Genomic DNA, 5,192 nt, shown 5'->3' with positions numbered 1-5,192 from the left:
TCATTACTTGTTACGGGCTATTCAATTCCGCTACAACTGAGAACACAATCAAAGTTCTCAGGAAAGGATTTGCTGAATACGGCATACCTGATGAAATCCTAACCGATCACGGAACTCAATTCGTTGCTGCAAAGAGCAGAGAGAAAGCTAAGCACAGGTTTAAGGAGTTTCTGGCCGAGAATGGAGTTAGACATATTCTGGCGAGAGTAAACCATCCTCAAACCAACGGGAAGGTGGAGAGGTTCTTCGGCTTGATGGAGCAGAAGCTTAACCTGTTTGGTTCAGTGGAGGAGTTCGTTGAGTGGTATAATTACGTAAAGCCACACATGAGTCTGAATTTTGATGAACTTGGGACTCCCTATCAGGCTTTTCTCAGGAAATTGCCTGCTGAAAGGGTGTTTGAGTACGGGAGGTGGTTGTTTGAAGAGTGAAATTATTTCGGGATATCACATATTGGACTCATGCTTGTATCACTTAAAAATAAATAAGGAGCTATCTTGTTCGCAGGTTTCCGAGGTCTCGCTCTATTCCGCTTATCGGGCTGTAAACACTGTAAGTTCTGGATCCATACGAAGCTAATGCAACTTGTATCCCGTAGATATCCACACATTTTACTCCGTACCTGTCAATACACCAATTCCTTATCCACGTATCGAGTGGATCATAGTAAACAGGACCTCCGCTGTCCCCCTCTTTGCTTACATATGTAGCAAGAACCTGATCGTAAATGGTTCCGTATTCTGGATATGTCCCGATTATGTCATAACCTACTTCCTCAATCCAACCGCACGTCTCCCCTGTTGTAATTCCACCCTTGCACACATACATGCCCTCGCTTTGAGCTTGCATTTCACTGAATACTGGATAATGCTTCGATGGATTATGCTCGTTGAAAATCCTAAATATAGAATTGACTATCGGATTTTCGACAAACACGGCGTCGCTGTACCTCGGACCTCCTGGATCGGCAGCAATCCTACCAACCAGATCCTCTCTGAAATTTCCGGTAAATTCCGGCTGATATACTGCGTTACTCACATTTCCACAGTGTCCTGCTGTAACGAATCCCTCCACACCATTTCTGACAGCTATGAAACCGAGAGTACATATTTTCCGAGACTGTATCTTTATCCCTCCCACCAACGGGCGTATTCTGTCCGTTCGGGAAAGTTTTACTTCGGAAATTGAGATTTTTACGCTTTTCTTAGGGGATTTAGTAATGTCCGGTAAAAATATCTCTGCTTTCCCGACAACAATGGCATCAAGCGGTATTCCAAGTTTCTTTGCCAGTATTTTTATTCTGTCCAGCGTTGTATCGTTTATCAGCTTAATTCCTACAAATACCTTATTTCGCTGCACATCTGGGCCAACCATTGACAATATATTTCCCATAACAATGTCATTGGCGAGAGCTTTGCCAAGCTCCCTCTTCCACCTGTACAGATCTCCATAGCTGTACTTCCCCTTTACAACCACAACGTTCTTCCCCTTGTAACTCTCAGCAACCCTTTCATCGGTCACAACAACGAAAACTATCCCCCTCTTAGGATCTATCCACTCTCCACCGTAGTAAGGCGAATCCTTTCCAATGCTCTTCAGCTCAATTGCCTTCTTAGCTGCCGAGTTGTAGTCTGCCCTTATGCCTTTAACATCGATGCACATCCACCAGTCAACCGGTTCCTTTTTCTTAACCCAATTCCCATTATCGTACACATAGTACTCCTCTGTAGCGTTACTGCAAAGAGATCTGTCCGCTTTCAGCTCGCCTATACTTGGAATGGCGGAAGTCGGCGCAACGGCACCCAAGATCAGGACTACTGCTAACACAGCTCTAAGCATAAGGCGATCTTGGATCTTCTATTTAAAAAACATACGAAACCGTTCGGTTAACTCCGAACAACAAAACCGAGATCCAGCCTCTTCTCAACCTCCCGTGCAATGACTTCCGCCCACTCTTCCTGCATCCTGATCCTAACCCCCAAGTATTTACCCAATGCCTCTACCACGTTCTCATTCCAGAAGAGGCCGTGCAGATAAGTCCCCCAGCACATTCCGTCTTCGCTCGCACACCCCTCATCCTCAAAGATGGGTCTGGATGACTCCGTAACGCCCTTGTGTATCTCGTACCCCCACACTTCCTGTCCGGCAATTCTATCGAGGATTACGGCGTTGCCGTTCACCCTCTTTTTAACCTGAACGGTTCTCTTTCTGAAGTTCTCAAACTTTGTGACTGCTTCCAGCAAACCGAGTCCTTTAACCTTAACTTTTGCATGCTCAACACCGCAGTCAATCAGCTCTCTGCCCATAATCTGGTACCCACCGCACACCCCAATTACCGGAATCTTCCCTGCATTTCTGACTATTTCCTCCCCCAGCCTCGATCCTTTGAGCTCGGCAAGATCCGCAATGGTGTCCTTCGTGCCGGGTATGATTACGACCTCACACTCCTCCAGCCCGCAGTTCAGGTCGAGAAACTTCGCAATCGGCTTTATGGGTTCGAAGTCCGTGAAGTTGGAGACTCTCGGCAGCTTTACGATGCCAACAGGCCCATCCTTCCCCCACTCCTCGATGTTCAGCGAGTCTTCCGACGGAAAGTTGTATTCAACAAACGGCAGAACTCCAAGCACTCCAACCCCCGTAAGTTCTTCCAGCTTTTTGATTCCGCTCTGGAGAATGTCCTCTCTCCCCCTCAGCCTGTTAATTATGAAACCCTTCACCATTCCCCTGATGTCGTCCGGCAGGAGGGAGAAGGTGCCGAAGAGGGACGCAAAAACCCCACCCCTGTCTATATCACCCACCAGCAAAATGTCCGGTCTGGCAAACCTCGCAATGTGTATATTCGCCAGATCTCTGTTATAGAGGTTTATCTCAGCCATCCCACCTGCACCCTCAATAACAACTACCTCAAACTCCTCAGCTAAACTGGTATATGCCTCCTCCACCACTCTTCTCAACCACACGATCTCTTTGCTGTAGTACTTTCGTGAGTCAATATCTCCTACAGCCTCGCCCATCACAACAAGCTGGGACACGAAGTTACCCTTTGGTTTTAGAAGTATGGGATTCATCCTCTCATCAGGTTCAATTCCGGCAGCAAATGCCTGATACGCCTGGGCTATCGCAATCTCCTTGCCGTTTTCGGTTACGTAGGAATTCAGACTCATGTTCTGAGCCTTGAAGGGGGCAACGTCATAACCCCTCTTTGCGAGAATCCGGCAGATAGCAGCAGCTATCAGACTTTTTCCCGCACTGCTGGTAGTTCCTCCCACCATAATGGATTGCATCAGAAAAAGTGTATCTGAGTCAAAAAAATTTTACTTATACCTTACCCTTAAGCAGCTCACGACCCTTCTCAACAACAATTTTAGTGGGTGTGGGCATCTTCATCGCAGCCCTTCTCAGAGCTTCCTTTGCGACCTCAAAGTGTTCAGGCTTCACCCATACAGACATTATTTTTGTCCCGGGCTTAACCCTCGCCGCTCTACCAACAGGTTTCCCAAAAGCCGCCCTCATACCCTGCGAAATTCTGTCAGCTCCAGCTCCAACGGCCATCTTGTGCTCCCTCAGAATGTGGTGCGGATATATGCGGAGCTTGAGCTTGTAGTTGCTTGCTCCAGCCCTTCTTGAAACGTACTTGTTAGCTACAACTCTTGCTGCTTCGAGGGCATTCTCCCTTATCTGCACAGCTTCTTTTGCTACAAGCGTAACCATCACTGGAAAGTCCGCACTCTTGTTACCCATGTCGAACATCCTGACTCTCGTTCCTGGCACACCATCGATGTACTCGATCCTGGTGTACGGCCTTTCGAGCCTCCTCCACATCCTCGCTGGTTTTCTTGCCATAACCCCCCACCCCGCCTTATGTCAAATAAATCTTTCCATTACCTTTCAGAGATGGGAATAAATTTTTTCTCCTTCTCCCCCACGTACTCTGCTCTCGGTCTTATCAGCCTGTTGTTTTCGTACTGCTCGATTATGTGTGCAAGCCAGCCCGATATCCTCCCCATGGCAAATATGTTGACAAAAAGGTCGTCGGGAATTCCGAGATTGGCATAAATACTGGCGGAGTAGAAATCAACGTTTGGTAAGAGCTTTTTGTGTTTGTACGCTGCTTTTGCGATCTCCTCACTTATCTCAAACCATTTTGTGCTTCCCTCTGCTGCAAGTTTCTTTGCGAGCCTTCGGAGGAGTTCCGCTCTTGGATCCATGACGCCTCTGTAGACTCTGTGTCCAAATCCCATTATTCTCTCACCCTTCTCTATTTTCTTCCTGACGTAACCCTCCGCCCTCCTGGGCGTTGCGATCTCTCTGAGCATCTTCATCACTTCCTGAGCCGCACCACCGTGCAGGGGGCCCATCAAGGTTCCTGTAGCGGCAACAACACAGGCATACATGTCAGCAAGAGTTGAGGCGGCAATTCTTGCAGCAAAGGTCGAGGCGTTGAGTTCATGTTCAGCATGGAGGATAAGATCCATATCGAGTGCCTTTTCAGCGGTCCTGCTCGGCATTTCCCCATTCAGCATGTAAAGAAAATTCGCCGCATGGCTCAGCTCGAGTGTTGGCTGGATGATGTTCCTGCCAGTCCTTATTCTCTGGTAGTACGCAATTATTGTTGGAAACTTCGCAATCAGATTCTTGGCCTTTTCCAGGTTTTCTTCTCTCGTTTTGACATCTATCTTCCTGTCAAGAGATCCGAGATAACTTGTAGCGGTTCTTAAAACGACCATTGGATGAGTGTAAGGTGGAAGATGTGTTAGAAGCCCGATAATCTGAGGCGGCAGGTCCCTCCTTTCTGCCAGCTCAATTTTAAAATCCTGTAATTCGTATTTTTTCGGCAATTCTCCGTAAATGAGTAGATATGCTACCTCCTCGTAGCTGGCCCTTCTTGCGAGGTCCCTTATATCATATCCCCTGTACTCAAGTACCGCTTTACCGTTAACAAGCTCTATTCTTGAAATTTTCGTCTGGCAGGCAATCACACCTTCAAGCCCATCCTTCATTCAAACACCCCGTCTCCCATAAACCTCAAGTACCATTCCCGACACGACAATTGGTCTTTCGACCATTGCAACCTCAATTGCATTGGTAAGCTTCCACTCTTTCTCTGCGTAAATGGTGATGAGCGGGTCACCGGCTTTAACGACCTCACCCCTTTTCCTGTGGACGAATACACCCGCTCCCTTATCTTTCGG

The 5,192-nt window shown here is 47.6% G+C and carries 5 protein-coding genes and 1 pseudogene; 1 reads left to right on the top strand and 5 read right to left on the bottom strand.

Translation table 11 applies throughout. The features are described from left to right. On the top strand, positions 1 to 431 hold a 431-nt coding region (locus tag JFQ59_RS12285; protein ID WP_202320802.1), incomplete at its 5' end, for a DDE-type integrase/transposase/recombinase. 61 nt (positions 432 to 492) lie between these two features. Here the strand turns inward: JFQ59_RS12285 and JFQ59_RS12280 are convergent. The 5 genes and pseudogenes from JFQ59_RS12280 to JFQ59_RS12260 all read right to left on the bottom strand — a co-directional run. Then, a complete protein-coding gene (locus tag JFQ59_RS12280; protein ID WP_202320801.1) occupies positions 493 to 1,839 on the bottom strand; it encodes a S1 family peptidase in 1,347 nt (448 codons plus the stop codon). Positions 1,840 to 1,886: 47 nt separating this feature from the next. After that, on the bottom strand, positions 1,887 to 3,284 hold the full coding sequence (gene cobQ / locus JFQ59_RS12275; protein WP_202320800.1) for a cobyric acid synthase CobQ: 1,398 nt from the start codon (positions 3,282 to 3,284) through the stop codon (positions 1,887 to 1,889). Positions 3,285 to 3,318: 34 nt separating this feature from the next. After that, positions 3,319 to 3,843, bottom strand: a complete 525-nt coding sequence (gene rplJ / locus JFQ59_RS12270; RefSeq protein WP_202320799.1) for a 50S ribosomal protein L16 — start codon at positions 3,841 to 3,843, stop codon at positions 3,319 to 3,321. A 38-nt stretch (positions 3,844 to 3,881) separates the two neighbouring features. Further along, on the bottom strand, positions 3,882 to 5,000 hold the full coding sequence (locus JFQ59_RS12265) for a citrate/2-methylcitrate synthase (protein ID WP_202320798.1): 1,119 nt from the start codon (positions 4,998 to 5,000) through the stop codon (positions 3,882 to 3,884). Continuing rightward, a pseudogene (locus tag JFQ59_RS12260) lies at positions 5,001 to 5,192 on the bottom strand (AMP phosphorylase); the annotation flags it as partial.

Origin of the sequence: Archaeoglobus neptunius, from assembly GCF_016757965.1 — an archaeon.
GTDB classification, from domain to species: domain Archaea; phylum Halobacteriota; class Archaeoglobi; order Archaeoglobales; family Archaeoglobaceae; genus Archaeoglobus; species Archaeoglobus neptunius.
Note: the sequence above shows the minus strand (reverse complement) of the source record. Positions and strands in the feature narration are given on the sequence as shown.